This is a genomic window from Streptococcus oralis, from assembly GCF_003943825.1.
GTDB classification, from domain to species: Bacteria; Bacillota; Bacilli; order Lactobacillales; family Streptococcaceae; genus Streptococcus; species Streptococcus oralis_CD.
This window is the reverse complement of record NZ_RJNJ01000005.1, coordinates 60,127-77,984: the sequence shown is the minus strand read 5'-3', so window position 1 is coordinate 77,984 and position 17,858 is coordinate 60,127. Positions and strand designations below refer to the sequence as shown.

Below are 17,858 nucleotides of genomic sequence, written 5' to 3'. Positions count from 1 at the left end.
ATAGAAAGGAACTCATATGTCAATCATTGAAATGAGAGATGTTGTCAAAAAGTATGACAATGGAACGACTGCCCTGCGTGGAGTATCTGTTACCATTGAACCAGGAGAGTTTGCCTATATCGTAGGACCTTCTGGGGCAGGTAAGTCAACCTTTATTCGAGCTTTATACCGAGAAGTAAAGATTGAAAAAGGAAGCCTAACAGTTGCAGGCTTTAATTTAGTTAAAATTAAGAAGAAAGATGTCCCACTTCTACGTCGTAGTGTCGGGGTAGTCTTTCAGGATTACAAACTTTTGCCTAAGAAGACTGTTTATGAGAATATTGCCTATGCAATGGAAGTAATCGGTGAGAGCCGTCGCAACATCAAAAAACGTGTTATGGAAGTATTGGACCTGGTTGGTTTGAAACATAAGGTTCGCTCTTTCCCTAATGAACTCTCAGGTGGAGAGCAACAACGGATTGCGATTGCTCGCGCGATTGTCAACAATCCTAAAGTATTGATTGCCGATGAGCCAACAGGAAACTTGGACCCAGATAATTCATGGGAAATTATGAATCTGTTGGAACGCATCAATCTCCAAGGTACTACTGTCTTGATGGCTACCCATAATAGCCAGATTGTAAACACCTTGCGCCACCGTGTCATTGCCATTGAAAATGGCCGTGTCGTTCGTGACGAAGCTAAAGGAGAATATGGATACGATGATTAGTAGATTTTTTCGCCATTTATTTGAATCATTAAAAAGTTTAAAGCGAAATGGCTGGATGACAGTAGCAGCAGTAAGTTCGGTTATGATTACCTTAACACTCGTTGCCCTGTTTGCATCTGTAATTTTTAATACAGCAAAACTGGCTACCGATATTGAAAACAACGTTCGGGTCATGGTATACATTCGTAAGGATGTAGCTGATAACAGTGAAACGATTGAAAAAGAAGGTCAGACAGTTACCAATAATGACTACCACAAGGTCTATGATGCCTTGAAAGCTATACCTGCTGTTAAAAGTGTTACCTTCTCAAGTAAAGAAGAACAGTACGAAAAACTAACGGAAACAATGGGTGACGATTGGAAGGTCTTTGAAGGGGATGCAAACCCTCTCTATGATGCCTATATCGTCGATACAAATTCTCCGAGTGATGTTAAAACGGTAGCTGAAGAAGCTAAGAAAATTGAGGGAGTATCAGAGGTTCAAGATGGTGGAGCCAACACTCAACGACTTTTTGAATTGGCTTCCTTTATCCGTGTTTGGGGATTGGTTATTGCAGGGCTCTTGATTTTTATCGCAGTCTTCCTCATTTCCAATACCATCCGTATCACTATTATTTCACGTAGTCGTGAGATTCAGATCATGCGTCTGGTAGGAGCGAGAAATGGCTATATCCGTGGTCCATTCTTGCTAGAAGGTGCTTTTATTGGCTTGCTTGGTGCAGCGATTCCTTCTGTCCTTGTATTTTTTGTTTACAATATGGTTTATCAATCTGTCAATAAATCCTTGGTAGGTCAAAACTTGTCAATGATTACACCAGATGTGTTTATTCCTCTGATGACAGTCCTATTATTTATAATTGGAATTTTCATTGGTTCAATTGGTTCAGGGATTTCAATGCGTCGATTCTTGAAGATCTAGTTGGATTTAAATGCAAATTGCAGTACAAATCAGAAAAATAATACATATTTAAAAGAGAAGTTTTTGTAAACTTCTCTTTTTCCTTTTTAAAAATTAAAAAAATAGACAATTTTTTTATAAAAGCCTTTACAAAAAAAATAAAAGTGGTATAATTAATACATAACCAAATGCAAACGTTTTCGTAAAACGTTTGCCTAAATAAAATAAAGGAGATTTGAATGATGAAAGCTACATTCAAAAATGTCTTGTCTTTCGAATTTTGGCAAAAATTCGGTAAGGCTTTAATGGTGGTTATCGCCGTTATGCCAGCGGCGGGATTGATGATCTCAATCGGTAAATCAATCGTGATGATCGACCCAAACCTTGCTCCTCTAGTGATTACAGGTGGAATCCTTGAGCAAATTGGTTGGGGGGTTATCGGTAACCTTCATATCTTGTTTGCCCTTGCTATTGGGGGAAGCTGGGCAAAAGAACGTGCAGGTGGTGCATTTGCAGCCGGACTTGCCTTTATCTTGATTAACCGTATCACAGGTACTATCTTCGGTGTTACAGGTGATATGTTGAAAAACCCTGAAGCAATGGTTACTACCTTCTTTGGTGGTTCAATCAAGGTTGCTGACTACTTTATCAGCGTTCTTGAGGCACCAGCGCTTAACATGGGGGTTTTCGTAGGGATTATCTCTGGTTTTGTTGGGGCAACAGCTTATAACAAATACTACAACTTCCGTAAACTTCCTGATGCCCTTTCATTCTTCAATGGTAAACGTTTCGTACCATTCGTCGTTATTCTTCGTTCAACTATTGCAGCGATTGCACTTGCTGCCTTTTGGCCAGTAGTTCAAACAGGTATCAACAACTTTGGTATTTGGATTGCCAACTCACAAGAAACTGCTCCAGTCCTTGCACCATTCTTGTATGGTACTTTGGAACGTTTGCTCTTGCCATTCGGTCTTCACCACATGTTGACAATCCCAATGAACTACACAGCTCTTGGTGGAACATACGAAGTGTTAACTGGTGCAGCAAAAGGAACACAAGTATTTGGTCAAGATCCACTTTGGCTTGCATGGGTAACTGACCTTGTTAACCTTAAAGGTTCAAATGCTGACCAATACCAACACCTTCTTACAACAGTCACTCCAGCTCGTTTCAAAGTTGGACAAATGATCGGTTCATTTGGTATCTTGATGGGTGTCATCGTTGCTATCTACCGCAATGTTGATGCTGACAAGAAACACCAATACAAGGGTATGATGATTGCGACAGCTCTTGCAACATTCTTGACAGGGGTTACTGAACCAATCGAGTACATGTTCATGTTCATCGCAACTCCTCTTTACCTTGTATACTCACTAGTTCAAGGTGCTGCCTTTGCTATGGCAGATATTGTTCACCTTCGTGTCCACTCATTCGGTTCAATTGAATTCTTGACTCGTACACCATTGGCAATTAATGCTGGTATTGGTATGGATATTGTTAACTTTATCTGGGTAACTGTTCTCTTTGCGGTTATCATGTACTTCATTGCCAACTTCATGATCAAGAAATTCAACTACGCAACTCCAGGACGTAACGGAAACTACGAAACAGCTGAAGGAGCATCAGAAGAAGCAACTCCTGGAACTCCAAAAGTCGCAGCAGCTTCTCAAGCCGTAAATATCATTAACCTTCTTGGTGGTCGTGCAAATATCGTAGATGTGGATGCATGTATGACTCGTCTTCGTGTAACTGTTAAAGATGCAGATCGCGTTGGTACTGAGGAACAATGGAAAGCAGAAGGAGCTATGGGGCTTGTCATGAAAGGACAAGGTGTCCAAGCTATCTACGGACCAAAAGCTGACGTATTGAAATCTGATATCCAAGATATTCTTGACTCAGGTGAAATTATTCCTGAAACTCTTCCAAGCCAAATGACAGAAAACCAACAAAATACTGTACACTACAAAGGTGTAACTGAAGAAGTTTACTCAGTAGCTGACGGTCAAGTTGTTGCTTTGGAACAAGTGGAAGATCCAGTTTTTGCTCAAAAAATGATGGGTGATGGATTTGCAGTAGAACCAGCAAATGGTAACATTGTTTCTCCAGTTACTGGTACTGTAACAAGTATCTTCCCAACAAAACACGCTCTTGGTCTTGTCACTGACTCAGGTCTTGAAGTGCTTGTTCATATTGGTTTAGATACAGTAAGTCTTGAAGGAAAACCATTTACAGTTCATGTTTCTGAAGGACAAAAAGTGGCTGCTGGTGATCTTCTTGTCACAGCTGACTTGGATGCTATTCGAGAAGCAGGACGCAAAACATCAACAGTGGTTGTCTTCACAAATGGTGATGTCCTCAAATCAGTTAAATTAGAACAAACGGGTTCTCTTGCAGCTAAAACAGCAGTTGCTAAAGTAGAATTGTAATATACTTGGGGTTGGAAGCTGTTTTCCAACCTCTTGTTTTAGGAGAAAAGCATGAAATTTCTAACACTCAATACCCACAGTTGGATGGAGAAGGAAGCAGAGGAAAAATTCCAAATCTTACTCCAAGACATTCTTGATAAGGACTATGATTTGATTTGTTTCCAAGAAATTAATCAAGAAATGACTTCGCCTGAGGGAGAGGTTAACAATCACTATCAAGCTTTACCATCAGCAGAACCTATTCATCAGGATCACTATGTCCGACTCCTAGTCGAAAAATTGGCTGAGAAAGGGAAAAGCTACTACTGGACTTGGGCTTACAATCATATCGGTTATGACCGCTACCATGAAGGCGTAGCTATCTTATCCAAAACACCTATTAAGGCGCGTGAGATTTTAGTATCAGATGTAGATGATCCAACGGACTACCATACTCGCCGTGTTGCCTTGGCTGAGACAGAGGTTGAAGGTAAGGAACTTGCTCTTGCAAGTGTTCATCTCTCTTGGTGGGATAAAGGTTTCCAAGAAGAATGGGCACGATTTGAGGCTGTACTAAAAGAGTTGAACAAACCTCTGATTTTAGCAGGTGATTTTAATAATCCAGCTGGTCAGGAAGGCTATCAAGCGATTTTAGCTAGCCCATTAGGATTACAAGACGCGTTTGAAGTTGCGAAAGAAAGAAGTGGTAGCTATACTGTTCCACCAGAAATTGATGGTTGGAAAGGCAATACTGAACCGCTACGAATCGACTACGTCTTTACGACCAAAGAGTTAGAAGTAGAGAGTTTACAAGTAGTTTTTGATGGCCAAAATAGTCCACAAGTCAGTGATCATTATGGTTTGAATGCTGTATTGACCTGGATATAATGAAAGAGGTTGGAATCAGAGGTTCCAACCTTTTAATCTATTCGAATCTTTACTACAGGACTGAGACTCAAATGGGACTACTGCAATAGGACAAAATATGGTATAATTGAAAGGATAGAATCGAGGATAGTATGTCATTTAAGAAATTTCAATTTAAAAATTATATAGTAGAAGCCTTGGAGGAGTTGAAGTTTACGACTCCTACCGAAGTTCAGGAAAAGTTGATTCCTATTGTCTTGGCAGGTCGTGACTTGGTGGGCGAGTCAAAAACAGGTTCAGGAAAGACCCACACTTTCTTACTACCCATTTTCCAGCAATTAGATGAAACTAGCGATAGTGTGCAAGCAGTGATTACGGCACCAAGTCGTGAGTTGGCCACTCAAATATACCAAGCAGCTCGTCAGATTGCAGCTCACTCAGATGTCGAAGTTCGTGTGGTTAATTATGTAGGTGGTACGGATAAGGCGCGTCAGATTGAAAAACTTGCCAGTAACCAACCGCATATCGTTATCGGAACGCCAGGTCGCATCTATGACTTGGTCAAGTCTGGTGATTTGGCTATTCACAAGGCCAAGACCTTTGTAATTGATGAAGCAGATATGACCTTGGATATGGGATTCTTGGAAACCGTTGATAAGATTGCAGGGAGCCTTCCAAAAGACTTGCAATTCATGGTCTTTTCAGCAACTATTCCACAAAAATTGCAACCGTTCTTGAAAAAATACTTGTCAAATCCTGTCATGGAAAAAATCAAGACTAAGACAGTTATCTCAGATACGATCGATAATTGGTTGATTTCGACCAAGGGCCGCGACAAGAATGCTCAAATTTATCAGTTGACTCAGTTGATGCAGCCTTATTTGGCAATGATTTTTGTTAACACAAAAACGCGTGCTGATGAATTGCATTCTTACTTGACTGCTCAAGGATTGAAGGTAGCTAAGATTCATGGAGATATTGCTCCTCGTGAACGCAAACGGATCATGAATCAGGTGAAAAATCTGGATTTTGAGTACATTGTTGCAACAGACTTGGCAGCGCGTGGAATTGACATTGAAGGGGTCAGCCATGTTATCAATGATGCCATTCCGCAAGACTTGTCCTTCTTTGTTCACCGTGTTGGACGAACTGGACGCAATGGACTACCTGGTACAGCGATTACCCTTTACCAGCCTAGTGATGACTCGGATATCCGTGAGTTGGAGAAATTAGGGATCAAGTTTACTCCTAAGATGGTCAAAGACGGAGAGTTTCAAGATACCTATGACCGTGATCGTCGTGTTAATCGTGAAAAGAAGCAGGATAAGCTTGATATTGAAATGATTGGCTTGGTCAAAAAGAAAAAGAAAAAAGTCAAACCTGGCTATAAAAGGAAGATTCAATGGGCGGTGGATGAAAAACGCCGCAAAACCAAGCGTGCTGAAAATCGCGCACGTGGCCGTGCAGAGCGAAAAGCCAAACGCCAAACATTTTAAAAACTCAGTAGAATCACCTGATTCTACTGAGTTTTTATTTTCTGAACTATTCAAAGGAGATAATAATTATATATTTTAAATAATTTGATTTATAAAACAGTAATTGCTTTAAAACCTTTTTTAGACCAATATTTTATTGAAATCGTAAGGAAAAAAATTGAAAACTATACAAAATTGTGTTATTATACTATAAAACAATCGGATTATATAATATGATTTGTGAAAAGAAAAGGAGACTTTTATGGATAAATCATTTATGAAACAACAACGTTTTTCATTCCGTAAAATGAAAGTTGGGTTGGCTTCTGTAGCAATTTTGTTTGCTTTTGCTCAGGTTGGACAAGTGTCTGCAGATGAAACAACAAAACCGGAATCTGCTGCAACTGGAACAGTAAAGAAAACTGAAGCAAGTAAGTCAGCAGTCGAAGCTGCTGTTGCAGAAATTAAAGCTGACGAGGCGAAACCAGTCGTTAACCAATCAGATGCAAAACCTGGAGAACTTGTAGATGTTTCTAAGAAGGTTTCACCTATTGACGTGAAAGAACGTCAAGAAGGTAATCAAAAGATTCATGAAGAAACTGCAACAGTCGAAGTTACAAAGACAGAAGTGGCTCCTGTAAAAAGCGAAGAACTTCCTGCTCCAAAGACTGAAACAACTGAGAGTACAGTGAGCGGCAAAGATGAAGATGGAAATTCTTATACCCAATATGAACGTGTTGATAAAACAACTACAGTCGAAATCAAGGAAGCGACAAAAACGATTTCAAAATCTAAATCAGCCGATATCGTTTTTGTTGTTGACCGTTCGCTCTCAATGCAGACTGTTATTGATACTGTCCGAGATAATGTTAATGAGTTTGTTAATAATCTCTCGAAAGACGGTGTGGTAGCACGCTTTGGTTTAGCAACATTTAGCGATGAGGTTTATGGGCGTAATTTTAGCAAAACAAATGAAGGTACAATTCTAACAAAATTTGGCGGTTCTTATTTCACATCTGATCCAGTTGAACTAAAAAAAGCACTCGCTGCAATTGAGCTTGCTCATGGAGGAGATTCTGAGGAAACGTCAACACCTGCACTAAATCAAATTGTTTCGACATATGATTGGTCTAAGTCACCTAATAACAAAAAGTTTGCGGTTCTATTATCAGATAATCCAATTAAACAAGATTCATCAGTTCCAGACATTGCAGATACAGTTGCAACATTAACTGCAAATGGTATTGAGAGAATTGTAGTAACGTCTAGCATATTTAAAAAAGACTACAAAGGTTTTACTAATGATGATAGAATTTTGGATTACAGCAAGAAATTTGGAGATACCTTGACTAAAGATGTGGCGTCTTTGATTGTTGAAACTGTGACTGAAGGACACAATTACAAGATAACGAAAGATAATTACCAATTTTACCTAGAACGTCGTACAACACTACCTGTTGCTCAGACAGGAAGTGCGACTCCAACTACCACAGTTCCAGTAGCTACAGCTTATAAAAAAGAAGTGGCGAAACTCCCTGATACAGGAAGTAATGATACAGCGAACTATGGTATTGTAGGACTTGGCCTCCTAATGGCTGGACTTGGCTTAACTGTAAGCAATAGAAAGTCAAAGGAACAGTAACCCTAACTGGAAGATTGTTTGTAAGAACATTGTGATAAAAAATAAGTAGTTTGTAAGCGAAGTATGCAGATTAGCATAGGTATGATCTTCTGTATTATGGAGTACAAGCCGAATTTTTATGACGAGAAAAGAGCCGTAAGGTTCTTTTTTCGATTTCGAGAAAATACTGCAAAAAAAAGTAAAAAGTGGTATAATGATAAGGTTATATAGTCCCGATAAGGTGGTAGGTATTCATTACTAGTAGTTTTCCTATCAGTACTTTGTAACTCTATAACAATATTTTTTAAGGGGGGACATTTTTATGTCAGAACGTAAATTATTCACGTCTGAATCTGTATCTGAGGGGCATCCAGATAAGATTGCAGACCAAATTTCAGATGCGATTTTGGATGCTATTTTAGCTAAAGATCCAGATGCGCACGTTGCTGCCGAGACAGCTGTATACACAGGTTCGGTCCATGTTTTTGGTGAAATTTCTACACATGCTTATGTAGATATTAACCGAGTGGTTCGTGATACCATTGCAGAGATTGGTTATACCAATGCAGAATATGGTTTTTCTGCGGAGACGGTTGGAGTTCATCCGTCGCTTGTTGAGCAGTCACCAGATATCGCCCAAGGTGTTAACGAAGCCTTGGAAGTTCGTGGAAATGCAGATCAAGATCCACTGGACTTGATTGGTGCTGGTGACCAAGGTCTTATGTTTGGATTTGCGGTGGATGAGACAGAAGAACTTATGCCATTGCCAATCTCACTCAGCCACAAGTTGGTTCGTCGTTTGGCAGAACTTCGTAAGTCTGGTGAAATCAGCTATCTCCGTCCAGATGCTAAATCACAAGTTACGGTTGAGTATGATGAAAATGACCGTCCGGTACGTGTGGACACAGTCGTTATTTCAACTCAGCACGATCCAGAAGCTACTAATGAACAAATTCACAATGATGTGATTAGCAAGGTCATCAAAGAGGTGATCCCAGCTTCTTACTTGGATGAGAAAACCAAATTCTTCATCAATCCAACTGGTCGTTTTGTAATCGGTGGACCTCAAGGAGACTCAGGTTTGACTGGTCGTAAGATTATCGTGGATACCTATGGTGGCTACTCTCGTCATGGTGGTGGTGCCTTCTCAGGTAAGGATGCGACGAAGGTGGACCGTTCAGCCTCTTATGCAGCTCGCTACATTGCCAAGAACATCGTTGCAGCAGGCCTTGCTAAGAAGGCAGAAGTACAATTGGCCTATGCTATCGGGGTGGCGCAGCCTGTTTCTGTTCGTATCGATACTTTTGGTACAGGAACAGTAGCTGAAAGCAAGCTTGAAAAAGCAGCGCGTCAAATCTTTGACCTTCGCCCTGCAGGAATTATTCAAATGCTGGATCTCAAACGTCCAATTTACCGTCAAACAGCGGCTTATGGACACATGGGACGTACAGATATTGACCTTCCATGGGAACGATTAGACAAGGTAGATGCTTTAAAAGAAGCGGTGAAATAGAATTAAAAGATTGGTAGCTGTGCACTACCAATCTTTTTTGCAAAAGAAAACCAGCTTTTGGCTGGTCTTCTTATTTCATAGGGATTGAAATCTCAATCAATTTATCTGAATAAAGCGTCTTGATATTGGCTTCATCAATGCTTCCTTTATCGATTTTACGTTTCAAGAAGAAGTCTTGGATAGTTTCGATTTCAGGTTCACGAATAGCACGGTGTTTGTTGGAAATGAGGATTTCATAGTGAAGCGGGGCTTGTGTGAAAACTACATCTGTGTTTCCAGCAGAATAGACCTCGACAAGAGTTGCGTCTGTGCTTTCTAATTGGCTTTTAACAAGTTGCGAGTGTGAGTTTGTCGTATTGATAAGCTTCATAACAGTTCCTCCGATTTTCTAACTCTATTATAGCACTTTTTGAATAAAATCGTGTATTTTAGTCAATTCCGTGCTGGATTTTCCAAGCTTCTATTCCCCATTTATGGCTACCACGTTTGAGTTTTTCAATTGCTTCATCAATGGGGAACCAAGCAATATGATTAAAATCTTCCAATGGTTTTTGTACTTCTTGGAAAGAAATAGCTTCATAGAGATAAGCTGGGTTGTAGTAGTAGGTATCACGGTGGCGAGAGTAGAAATATTCATCAGCTTGCCCATAATAGGTTCCAATCTCAGCTGTAAAGCCAAGTTCTTCGATTAGCTCTCTCTTCAGTGCTTCTTGATGATCTTCGCCTGCTTCAATCTCTCCACCTGGCAAGAACCAAGCACCATTGGGGGCTTGAACTAGGACAATTTGTTTTTTCTCCGCATCCGGAATAACTGCGTACACACCATAGCGGGGCTGGTAGGTCACATTCTCTTTTTTTTCACCATAAGTTGGGTTTGCCATTGCATTTTCCTCATTCTCTAGTATCTTTATTATTATCATAATGGACGAGGCGCTAGCTGTCAAGAATAAACCAACGAACTGGTGCAGAAAAAGCTACTTTGTCTTGGTCAATCCTTGTCTAGTTAAACTTTCCAGACCTAGCACTATAACTGGTATAATAAAAGAGAGGTGACTTTATGGCAGAATCAAGACTATTTCGTATCCTATATCTACTTTTAGAAAAAGGCAGTACAACGGCTCCTGAATTAGCCCGATTATTTGAAGTATCTGTACGAACGATTTATCGCGATATTGAGCGGTTGAGTATGGCGGGGATTCCTCTATATTCGATACCTGGGAAGGCAGGCGGAATCTTTTTAATGAAGGACTTTGTTCTGGATCGTACTCTCGTATCGGAGGATGAAAAATTAGAACTTCTATCAGCTTTGCAAGGAATTCAAGCCCTGACAAATGACAAGCAAGATCTGTTGCTTGAAAAGTTGGAATCTATTTTTCAAGTTTCTCCCAGCCCTTGGATAGAAGTAGACTTGACTGACTGGAGAAAGCGAGAAGGTCAAAAAGAATTATTTGATAACATCAAACATGCTATTCTAGAGAAAAGACAACTGGTGATTACTTATCTAGGTGGGTGTGGTCAGAAAACGATTCGTACAGTCGAACCATTTAAACTCGTATTTAAAAAGAGAGATTGGTACCTTCATGCCTACTGTTGTTTGAAGGAAGAGTGGCGTTTTTTCAAATTGTCTAGAATTAGGAACTATCACCTAACAACTGAAACTGTGAAGCAGAAAAATGTGGAGGATTGGGTTGATGGTTCAGATCAAGTGGCACATCAAATCGAAGTTTCCTTGAAGTTTAGTCCCAAGCTTGCTTTCCGGGTTTATGAAGATTTTTCAGAAGATGAGATTAGCTTGGGGAAAGATGGGTGTTATTATGTCAAGACAGTCCTACCAGAGCATGAAAGTCTGTATACTTACCTCCTGTCTTATCTAGATGGGGTGGAAATACTCGCCCCCAATCATCTGAAGAAGGAATTGCTTTTTAGATTAGAAAAAATCCAAAAACTTTACAAACCTTGACAAAAGATGTCAGGGTTTTGGTGCTATACTAGTGATAGAAAGGAGAAGAACCAAATGAAATACGAATGGAGAAAAGAAGCAAAAAATCTTTATCAAGTGAAAGCTAGGCCCAGCATCTTGCAGGTGCCAGGTCAATCCTATATCGTGATTGATGGTAAAGGTGATCCAAATCAAGAAGATTTTTCAGAACGCGTAGGGGCCTTATATGCCTTGGCCTATGCGATAAAGATGAAGTATAAAAAAGCTCCTCTGGATGAGGTTTACATTGATTTTACTGTCTTTCCTTTAGAAGGTGTATGGAAAAAGGAGAAGGAGGGAGAACTGGTAAAAAGTGAGCTTTCTTATAGCATTATGATTGGGCAACCCGATTTTATTACGCGAGAACTATTTGAGGTAGCTCTGAACGAGGTCAAAATCAAGAAGCCAAATCCTCTCTATGAGGCTATTCGTTTTGAAATGATAGAAGAAGGCCAAAGTCTTGCTATGCTTCATGTAGGACCTTTTGATACTGAAAATGAGACTTTTGCAGAGATGGAGCATTTTTGTCAACTTCATAAACTCAAAAGAACTTCGGAAGTCCACCGAGAAATTTATCTCAATAACCTTCATCGAACGGAGCCAAGCAAATTGAAAACAATTCTTCGCTATCAAGTTCAAGAAGAGAATTAAAAAAAGAACAGGAAATCTTGTTTCCTGTTCTTTTTATGAGATTTATTCTTCTATTTCAGAAGTAATCTCTTCTGTTTTCTCAGTTTTTTTGGCAGATTTGATTTGAATATTGCCATTGCTTGTCATAACTGCCTTGAGGTCTTTTTCACTTGGATTTTCAAGGTAGAAGTCTGTTATGGCATCCTCGATATGGTCTTGAATGGTGCGGCGGAGTGGGCGCGCCCCCATTTTTGGATCATATCCCAAGTCAACCAACTTTTCCTTGACCTTGTCTGTCACATCGAGGTGGATATTGTTGCTGGAGAGGCGTTTGTTGACATCCGCTAGCATGAGTTCGACGATTTGGAGAAGGTTGTCCTTGCTGAGAGGTTTAAATTCGATGATGCCGTCAAAACGGTTCATAAACTCAGGACTAAAGAAGTTACCGAGTTCACCAAGAACAGAATTAGTACGTCCTTCACGAGCTGCCCCAAAACCAACGCTGGCTTCGGCCTTACCAGTACCCGCATTTGAGGTCATGATAATGATAGCATCCTTAAAGCTAACTGTTCGTCCTTGCCCATCTGTCAAACGACCATCGTCCAAGACTTGAAGGAACATGTGCATCACATCTGGGTGTGCTTTTTCAACTTCATCGAGAAGGATGAGTGAGTAAGGATTGCGACGAACTTTTTCCGTTAACTGACCAGCTTCATCATAGCCAACATAACCTGGAGGGGCACCGACTAATTTAGCCACACTGTGTTTTTCCATGTATTCACTCATATCAAAGCGAATCATGCTGTCAGCAGAGCCAAAGAGCTCAATGGCTAGTTGTTTAGAGAGTTCTGTCTTACCGACACCAGTTGGTCCGACAAAGAGGAAGCTTCCGATTGGCCGGTTAGGAGTTCCAAGTCCAACACGATTACGACGGATGGCTTTGGCAATCTTATCGACAGCTTCATCTTGACCTATAACATGGGCCTTGAGGTCGTCTGCTAGATGGATAAGCTGAGACTGTTCTTTTTCTTTGAGTTCTCCAACAGGGATATTGGTTTTCTGCTCAATGATATGTTCGATTGTTTTCTCGCTGATGATTGGAGTATCCTGATCGGTCACCTTGTTTTTCTGCATTTCCTTGTACTTGGCAATCTGATCGCGGAAATAAGCAGCCTTTTCAAAATCTTCCTCTCGTGTAGCTTGAGCCTTGAGATTTTCAGCCTCAATCAAGCGCTGATCAATCACTTTAGGATCAACAAAGTTCAGTGTCAGATTCATCTTAGAACCAGCTTCGTCCAACAGGTCAATAGCCTTGTCTGGCAAGAAGCGGTCTTGGATGTAGCGGTTGGAAAGATTTGCAGCAGCTTCGATAGCAGCATCAGTATACTTGACGTGATGGTAGTCTTCGTATTTCTTTTGAACTCCTTTAAGGATGATAATGGTTTCTTCGACAGTTGGTTCATCTACCTTGACAGGCTGCATACGGCGCTCGAGAGCAGCATCTTTTTCAATGATGCGGTATTCATTGAGAGTAGTGGCACCAACCATTTGCAATTCACCACGGGCAAGGGCTGGTTTGAGGATATTTCCTGCATCCATATTGCCATCGCCAGCAGATCCTGCACCAACAATTTCATGGATTTCGTCGATAAAGAGGATGATGTCCTCGCGTTTGCGAATTTCTTCCATGAGCTTTTGCATACGTTCTTCAAATTGGCCTCGAATCCCTGTTCCTTGGACTAGACTGACCACATCCAGACGGATGACCTGCTTGCCTTGGAGTTTATGGGGAACATCACCATCAACAATCTTCTGAGCTAGACCTTCAACAACGGCTGTTTTACCGACACCTGGTTCTCCGATAAGGACAGGGTTGTTCTTGGTTCGACGGTTGAGGATTTCGATAACGCGGATAATCTCTTCATCTCGACCGATAACAGGGTCAATATCTCCCCGCCGAGCAATCTCAGTAATATTGATACCATATTCCTCTAGGAGTCCTCTTTCTTGGCTAGGAGGTGTTTGAAGTGGACCGCGGTTTTGAGGCCCATAACCACCGCTTCCTCCGTATCCCCCACCAGATTGAGTTGGAGGGACGTTATTAGAAGAAGGTTTGAAATTGTTCAAATCATTGAAAAAGTCGCCGAAAGGATCAAAGTCATGATTATTTAAGTCAGTCATTCCTTTAAAGAGGGTATTATTTGGATCTGTTTTGATAATTTTATAGCAATTTTGACAAAGATCAATTTGCTTTTGCTGTCCATTGATATTGGTATACAGATGAATTGTTGAGTCGTTTATTTTACAGTTTTGACAGAGCATACATCTACCTCATTTCATTCTTATTCTTGGCCTAAGAAAAAAGGTCAAAAATAGTCAAAGTTTTATACTCTCATTATAGCATGATTAAGGTGTAAAGCAAGTAAAAAGATTGGGAAGTGGTCGTTTTTAAAAGAGGGATTTATGGAGAATCCAGCGACATTGAAGGTAAGAAAAAATCCCATTTGTGGTGACAAAAAGGATTCTCATTCATCGGGACTTACTGCCCGTTGTTTTTATATTAGTAAAGGAGTTCGTAGATCTCCATTGCAATCAAATCAATGCTATCAAAGGTATAAGTTTCACGAGCCTCTACATCGCGAAGGGTGAAGAGTGATCCGTTTTCTTCGTCGTGGCTGTATGCAACTTCTGCGACAACAACACCTTCACGTTCAAAATTACGTTTTAGATTTCCACCATCTTTTGTCATTGCTTCTAGGCGGTTAATGATTCTAACCAAATGTGATTCCATTTTGATTCTCCTCCATTTCTTATCGTTTCTATTTTACCATAAACAAGAGGTAGTTGACTAGAAAAAAACTGTGATTTCTCTCTATTTCTCTATTCTATCAAGTTAATTGTTAAAATTAGAGAAAAAGGATTGCATTTTAATTCAATTCATGTTATAATCATACAATCTAATACATAGAAAGTTGATTGAATATGAATTTTTCTTTTTTACCAAAGTATTTACCATATTTTAACTATGGTGCTCTGATTACCGTATTGATTTCCATCCTTGTTGTCTGCTTAGGGACCATTATAGGTGTGTTACTGGCCTTTGCCCAACGTTCACGCTTTAAACCGCTCGTTTGGTTTGCAAATGTGTATGTTTGGATCTTCCGTGGTACTCCAATGATGGTTCAGATTATGATTGCCTTTGCTCTTATGCATATCAACGCTCCAACTATTCAAGTGGGAATTTTAGGAGTTGATCTTTCTCGTTTGATTCCTGGTATTCTGATTATTTCTATGAATAGTGGAGCTTACGTTTCAGAAACTGTTCGTGCGGGGATCAATGCGGTTCCTAAAGGGCAGTTAGAGGCTGCATATTCTCTAGGTATACGTCCCAAAAATGCCATGCGTTATGTCATTTTGCCACAAGCTATCAAAAATATTCTTCCAGCTCTGGGAAATGAATTTATCACCATTATCAAGGATAGTTCCCTCTTGTCGGCGATTGGGGTGATGGAGTTGTGGAATGGTGCAACGACAGTAGCAACAACAACTTATTTACCGTTGACTCCCCTTTTATTTGCAGCCTTTTACTATTTGATTATGACCTCTGTTTTGACAGTGGCGTTGAAAGCATTTGAAAAACATATTGGACAAGGAGACAAGAAATAATGACAGAAACCTTGATTAAAATTGAAGAACTACATAAGTCTTTTGGGAAAAATGAAGTTTTAAAAGGCATCAATCTTGAGATTAAACGTGGAGAAGTTGTGGTCATTATCGGTCCGTCAGGGAGCGGGAAATCAACTCTCCTTCGTTCGATGAATCTCCTTGAAGAAGCAAGTAAAGGTAAGGTTATCTTTGAAGGAGTCGATATTACGGATAAGAAAAATGACCTTTTTGCCATGCGTGAAAAGATGGGGATGGTATTCCAACAATTCAACCTCTTTCCTAATATGACAGTGATGGAAAATATCACTTTGTCACCAATTAAAACCAAAGGTGAAAGCAAGGAAGTTGCGGAGAAAAGAGCACAGGAACTGTTAGAAAAAGTTGGCTTGCCAGATAAGGCGACGGCTTATCCTCAGAGTTTATCAGGTGGTCAGCAACAACGGATTGCCATTGCACGTGGACTTGCTATGGAACCAGATGTTTTGCTCTTTGATGAGCCGACTTCAGCCCTAGATCCTGAGATGGTTGGAGAAGTTCTAGCTGTTATGCAAGACCTTGCCAAGTCAGGGATGACTATGGTGATTGTGACTCATGAAATGGGCTTTGCGCGTGAGGTAGCAGACCGTGTTATCTTTATGGCGGATGGGGTTGTTGTCGAAGATGGAACACCAGAGGAGATTTTCGATCAAACAAAAGAACAACGGACCAAGGAATTTTTGAGTAAGGTTTTGTAAGACCTCATTTTTAGAAGAAATGGAGTAGGCATCATGGCTTCCAGTAAAGAATATTTAGATTTTATTCTCGAACAGCTATCAGAGCTAGAGGAGATGAGTTATCGTCCAATGATGGGAGAGTATATTCTTTATTATCGTGGAAAGATTATTGGAGGAATCTATGATAATCGTCTGTTACTGAAGCCTGTGAAGGTGGTCATGGATCAACTGGGACAGACTAGGCTTGAACGTCCTTATGAAGGAGCTAAGGAGATGATTTTGATAGAAGACATTGAAGATAAGTCATTTCTAGCGAGACTAATCAAGGAGATGTATGAAGTTTTGCCTGCTCACAAGGTCAAAAAGAAAGAATGACAAGTTTACCTAGTATAAATAAGCATAAAAGCTCGATAAGGGCTTTTTCTTATAGTTTCAGACTATAAGGTCCATTAGGCAAGAAGTGTTAGGATGGCGAGTTATTTTTTGATATAATAGAGGATATTTGATAGAAAAGAGAAGAGATATGGCACAGATTATTGATGGGAAGGCTCTTGCAGCTAAGTTACAAGGACAGTTGGCTGAAAAGACGGCCAAACTAAAAGAAGAAACAGGTCTAGTTCCAGGGTTGGTAGTGATTTTGGTGGGGGACAATCCTGCCAGCCAAGTCTACGTTCGCAACAAGGAACGATCAGCTCTCGCTGCTGGCTTCCGTAGTGAAGTAGTGCGAGTTCCAGAGACCATTACCCAAGCGGAATTGTTAGACTTGATTGCCAAATACAATCGAGATCCAGCTTGGCATGGGATTTTGGTCCAGTTACCTTTACCAAAACATATTGACGAAGAGGCAGTTTTATTAGCCATTGACCCTGAAAAAGATGTGGATGGTTTCCATCCCCTAAACATGGGTCGCCTCTGGTCTGGTCATCCAGTTATGATTCCTTCAACACCTGCAGGAATTATGGAGATGTTTCATGAATATGGGATTGATCTAGAAGGTAAAAATGCGGTTGTCATCGGTCGTTCAAATATCGTCGGGAAGCCGATGGCTCAGCTTCTTTTAGCTAAGAATGCGACTGTGACCTTGACCCACTCACGCACCCATCATCTTGCCAAGGTGGCTGCTAAGGCGGATATCCTTGTGGTTGCAATCGGTCGCGCCAAGTTTGTGACTGCTGACTTCGTCAAACCAGGAGCGGTTGTCATTGATGTAGGGATGAATCGCGATGAAAATGGCAAGCTTTGTGGAGATGTTGATTATGATGCGGTTGAACCACTTGCTAGCCACATCACACCTGTACCGGGTGGAGTTGGTCCTATGACTATTACCATGCTAATGGAGCAAACCTATCAGGCAGCGCTTCGAACACTAAACAAGGACTAGAA

General features: G+C 40.5%; 17 protein-coding genes. 13 read left to right on the top strand and 4 right to left on the bottom strand.

Annotation, left to right across the window (positions count from 1 at the left end; all coding sequences use genetic code 11):
• The first annotated feature begins 16 nt into the window (after positions 1-16).
• The 7 genes from ftsE (at position 17) to metK (ending at position 9,488) form a co-directional block, all read left to right on the top strand.
• Positions 17-709: a cell division ATP-binding protein FtsE gene (gene ftsE, locus D8863_RS05620; protein ID WP_000022275.1), complete on the top strand. Its 693-nt coding sequence runs from the start codon at positions 17-19 to the stop codon at positions 707-709.
• The gene (ftsX, locus tag D8863_RS05615) at positions 702-1,628 is read left to right on the top strand and encodes a permease-like cell division protein FtsX (RefSeq protein WP_000625554.1); all 927 of its coding nucleotides are present in this window, start codon (positions 702-704) and stop codon (positions 1,626-1,628) included. Before ftsE ends, ftsX begins: the two co-directional genes overlap by 8 nt.
• A 218-nt stretch (positions 1,629-1,846) precedes the next feature.
• Positions 1,847-4,033, top strand: a complete 2,187-nt coding sequence (locus tag D8863_RS05610) for a PTS transporter subunit IIBC (RefSeq protein WP_125441345.1) — start codon at positions 1,847-1,849, stop codon at positions 4,031-4,033.
• A 51-nt stretch (positions 4,034-4,084) separates the two neighbouring features.
• Complete coding sequence (locus tag D8863_RS05605; protein ID WP_125441344.1) at positions 4,085-4,900, top strand: endonuclease/exonuclease/phosphatase family protein; 816 nt, start codon at positions 4,085-4,087, stop codon at positions 4,898-4,900.
• A gap of 131 nt (positions 4,901-5,031) precedes the next feature.
• Entirely contained in the window at positions 5,032-6,375 is a 1,344-nt protein-coding gene (locus D8863_RS05600) for a DEAD/DEAH box helicase (RefSeq protein ID WP_125441343.1), read from the top strand.
• 241 nt (positions 6,376-6,616) lie between these two features.
• Entirely contained in the window at positions 6,617-7,996 is a 1,380-nt protein-coding gene (locus tag D8863_RS05595) for a VWA domain-containing protein (RefSeq protein WP_125441342.1), read from the top strand.
• Positions 7,997-8,297: 301 nt separating this feature from the next.
• Positions 8,298-9,488, top strand: a complete 1,191-nt coding sequence (gene metK, locus D8863_RS05590; RefSeq protein ID WP_125441341.1) for a methionine adenosyltransferase — start codon at positions 8,298-8,300, stop codon at positions 9,486-9,488.
• Between the two features lie 70 nt (positions 9,489-9,558).
• Here metK and D8863_RS05585 read toward each other — a convergent pair whose 3' ends face one another.
• Both D8863_RS05585 and D8863_RS05580 read right to left on the bottom strand, forming a co-directional pair.
• Positions 9,559-9,858: a DUF1827 family protein gene (locus D8863_RS05585; RefSeq protein WP_000767206.1), complete on the bottom strand. Its 300-nt coding sequence runs from the start codon at positions 9,856-9,858 to the stop codon at positions 9,559-9,561.
• A 58-nt stretch (positions 9,859-9,916) separates the two neighbouring features.
• Entirely contained in the window at positions 9,917-10,369 is a 453-nt protein-coding gene (locus tag D8863_RS05580; RefSeq protein ID WP_125441340.1) for an NUDIX hydrolase, read from the bottom strand.
• Between the two features lie 176 nt (positions 10,370-10,545).
• Between D8863_RS05580 and D8863_RS05575 the strand changes: the two genes are divergently transcribed.
• Both D8863_RS05575 and D8863_RS05570 read left to right on the top strand, forming a co-directional pair.
• Positions 10,546-11,448, top strand: coding sequence for a helix-turn-helix transcriptional regulator (locus D8863_RS05575; protein WP_125441339.1), 903 nt, complete (start codon positions 10,546-10,548; stop codon positions 11,446-11,448).
• A 54-nt stretch (positions 11,449-11,502) separates the two neighbouring features.
• Positions 11,503-12,117, top strand: coding sequence for a GyrI-like domain-containing protein (locus D8863_RS05570; protein ID WP_084849424.1), 615 nt, complete (start codon positions 11,503-11,505; stop codon positions 12,115-12,117).
• A 42-nt stretch (positions 12,118-12,159) separates the two neighbouring features.
• On the opposite strand, the gene D8863_RS05565 is transcribed toward D8863_RS05570, so the two are convergent.
• Both D8863_RS05565 and D8863_RS05560 read right to left on the bottom strand, forming a co-directional pair.
• On the bottom strand, positions 12,160-14,418 hold the full coding sequence (locus D8863_RS05565; protein WP_125441338.1) for an ATP-dependent Clp protease ATP-binding subunit: 2,259 nt from the start codon (positions 14,416-14,418) through the stop codon (positions 12,160-12,162).
• A 238-nt stretch (positions 14,419-14,656) separates the two neighbouring features.
• Positions 14,657-14,887, bottom strand: a complete 231-nt coding sequence (locus D8863_RS05560; protein ID WP_000443577.1) for a DUF1797 family protein — start codon at positions 14,885-14,887, stop codon at positions 14,657-14,659.
• A gap of 191 nt (positions 14,888-15,078) precedes the next feature.
• Between D8863_RS05560 and D8863_RS05555 the strand changes: the two genes are divergently transcribed.
• The 4 genes from D8863_RS05555 to D8863_RS05540 all read left to right on the top strand — a co-directional run bounded on the left by D8863_RS05555 (position 15,079) and on the right by D8863_RS05540 (position 17,856).
• On the top strand, positions 15,079-15,762 hold the full coding sequence (locus tag D8863_RS05555) for an amino acid ABC transporter permease (RefSeq protein WP_001011622.1): 684 nt from the start codon (positions 15,079-15,081) through the stop codon (positions 15,760-15,762).
• Positions 15,762-16,496: an amino acid ABC transporter ATP-binding protein gene (locus tag D8863_RS05550; protein ID WP_000140925.1), complete on the top strand. Its 735-nt coding sequence runs from the start codon at positions 15,762-15,764 to the stop codon at positions 16,494-16,496. Before D8863_RS05555 ends, D8863_RS05550 begins: the two co-directional genes overlap by 1 nt.
• A gap of 33 nt (positions 16,497-16,529) precedes the next feature.
• Positions 16,530-16,850, top strand: coding sequence for a TfoX/Sxy family protein (locus D8863_RS05545; RefSeq protein ID WP_125441337.1), 321 nt, complete (start codon positions 16,530-16,532; stop codon positions 16,848-16,850).
• A 148-nt stretch (positions 16,851-16,998) separates the two neighbouring features.
• Positions 16,999-17,856: a bifunctional methylenetetrahydrofolate dehydrogenase/methenyltetrahydrofolate cyclohydrolase gene (locus tag D8863_RS05540; protein WP_185761452.1), complete on the top strand. Its 858-nt coding sequence runs from the start codon at positions 16,999-17,001 to the stop codon at positions 17,854-17,856.
• The last annotated feature ends 2 nt before the right edge of the window (positions 17,857-17,858 follow it).

Excerpts from the sequence above, each read along its gene's own strand:
- D8863_RS05595 (WP_125441342.1), top strand. The coding sequence starts at position 6,617 with ATGGATAAATCATTTATGAAACAACAACGTTTTTCATTCCGTAAAATG.
- D8863_RS05610 (WP_125441345.1), top strand. The coding sequence starts at position 1,847 with ATGATGAAAGCTACATTCAAAAATGTCTTGTCTTTCGAATTTTGGCAA.
- D8863_RS05580 (WP_125441340.1), bottom strand. The coding sequence starts at position 10,369 with ATGGCAAACCCAACTTATGGTGAAAAAAAAGAGAATGTGACCTACCAG.
- D8863_RS05545 (WP_125441337.1), top strand. The coding sequence starts at position 16,530 with ATGGCTTCCAGTAAAGAATATTTAGATTTTATTCTCGAACAGCTATCA.
- D8863_RS05600 (WP_125441343.1), top strand. The coding sequence starts at position 5,032 with ATGTCATTTAAGAAATTTCAATTTAAAAATTATATAGTAGAAGCCTTG.
- D8863_RS05605 (WP_125441344.1), top strand. The coding sequence starts at position 4,085 with ATGAAATTTCTAACACTCAATACCCACAGTTGGATGGAGAAGGAAGCA.
- metK (WP_125441341.1), top strand. The coding sequence starts at position 8,298 with ATGTCAGAACGTAAATTATTCACGTCTGAATCTGTATCTGAGGGGCAT.
- D8863_RS05570 (WP_084849424.1), top strand. The coding sequence starts at position 11,503 with ATGAAATACGAATGGAGAAAAGAAGCAAAAAATCTTTATCAAGTGAAA.
- D8863_RS05540 (WP_185761452.1), top strand. The coding sequence starts at position 16,999 with ATGGCACAGATTATTGATGGGAAGGCTCTTGCAGCTAAGTTACAAGGA.
- D8863_RS05550 (WP_000140925.1), top strand. The coding sequence starts at position 15,762 with ATGACAGAAACCTTGATTAAAATTGAAGAACTACATAAGTCTTTTGGG.
- D8863_RS05555 (WP_001011622.1), top strand. The coding sequence starts at position 15,079 with ATGAATTTTTCTTTTTTACCAAAGTATTTACCATATTTTAACTATGGT.
- D8863_RS05585 (WP_000767206.1), bottom strand. The coding sequence starts at position 9,858 with ATGAAGCTTATCAATACGACAAACTCACACTCGCAACTTGTTAAAAGC.
- ftsX (WP_000625554.1), top strand. The coding sequence starts at position 702 with ATGATTAGTAGATTTTTTCGCCATTTATTTGAATCATTAAAAAGTTTA.
- D8863_RS05560 (WP_000443577.1), bottom strand. The coding sequence starts at position 14,887 with ATGGAATCACATTTGGTTAGAATCATTAACCGCCTAGAAGCAATGACA.
- ftsE (WP_000022275.1), top strand. The coding sequence starts at position 17 with ATGTCAATCATTGAAATGAGAGATGTTGTCAAAAAGTATGACAATGGA.
- D8863_RS05575 (WP_125441339.1), top strand. The coding sequence starts at position 10,546 with ATGGCAGAATCAAGACTATTTCGTATCCTATATCTACTTTTAGAAAAA.
- D8863_RS05565 (WP_125441338.1), bottom strand. The coding sequence starts at position 14,418 with ATGCTCTGTCAAAACTGTAAAATAAACGACTCAACAATTCATCTGTAT.